We start from the raw sequence: 805 nt of genomic DNA, 5'->3' as shown, positions 1-805 counted from the left end.
CTCCGCGGTCATGTAGCCGTCGCGCTCAATCGGGGCGCGGGGCTGCATGGCGGCGGTGGTTTCAGTCCCGCTCATTGTTTCGGATTCAGCCGTTTCTGCTTCCACCGCGGCTTCGGCCTCTGCAGCCTCTTCGGCGACTTCTTCTGCCGCAGCTTCCGCTGCCGCTTCAGCCTCCGCTTCGCTGGATTCCTCGGCGATTGCCTCGCCGGCCTGTTCAGCCGCGTTTGCGGCGTCGGACGCCAGTTCAGCGCCCTGTGCGGCGGTTGCCTCTGCGGCTTCCTCGATCTTGGTGTCGGAGGCAAAGGCGGGCAGGGTGGTCACGGCGGCAAGCGCCGTGGAAAGTAGCAGCTTTTTCATAGCGTTCACTCCTCGGTGTGTTGGTGGCTTGTGCGTGAGTACTCAGCAGGNNTCGGTTCCCGCGGTATTTGAGAAAAAGCCGCTGCTGAGACGCCGGGCTGAGGCAAGCCGGGCGCGCAGGGGGCCTCAAATGCCCCGCGCCCTTGCCCCGTTGGCGGTTTTCCGCTAGGGGCGGGCGGCGAACACTCCTCCTCCCGAGCACAGGTACCTCACATGAGACGCGCAGCCGTGGCTTTGCTGGCCAAGCAGATTTCCCCGCCCAATCTTTCGATCATGCAGGACGAGGGCTTTACCGTGGGCCGCGTGCGCACTGAGCTTTTGTCGGGCCTGACGGTCGCGCTGGCGCTGGTGCCGGAGGCCGTCGCCTTTGCCTTTGTTGCGGGGGTGCATCCGCTGGTTGGCCTATACGCGGCCTTCATGGTCGGGCTGATCACCGCAGTGTTCGGCG

General features: G+C 65.4%; 2 protein-coding genes. One reads left to right on the top strand and one right to left on the bottom strand.

Annotation, left to right across the window (positions count from 1 at the left end; all coding sequences use genetic code 11):
* A partial coding sequence (locus tag RA26_RS21885; protein WP_206540450.1) for a hypothetical protein occupies positions 1–357 on the bottom strand: 357 nt, incomplete at its 3' end.
* 213 nt (positions 358–570) lie between these two features.
* Between RA26_RS21885 and RA26_RS21880 the strand changes: the two genes are divergently transcribed.
* A partial coding sequence (locus RA26_RS21880; protein ID WP_039187574.1) for a SulP family inorganic anion transporter occupies positions 571–805 on the top strand: 235 nt, incomplete at its 3' end.

Origin of the sequence: Leisingera sp. ANG-M7 (assembly GCF_000813965.1) — a bacterium.
Lineage (GTDB): Bacteria > Pseudomonadota > Alphaproteobacteria > Rhodobacterales > Rhodobacteraceae > Leisingera.
The sequence above is the reverse complement of the archived record's forward strand: the minus strand, read 5'-3'. Positions and strand labels throughout refer to the sequence as shown.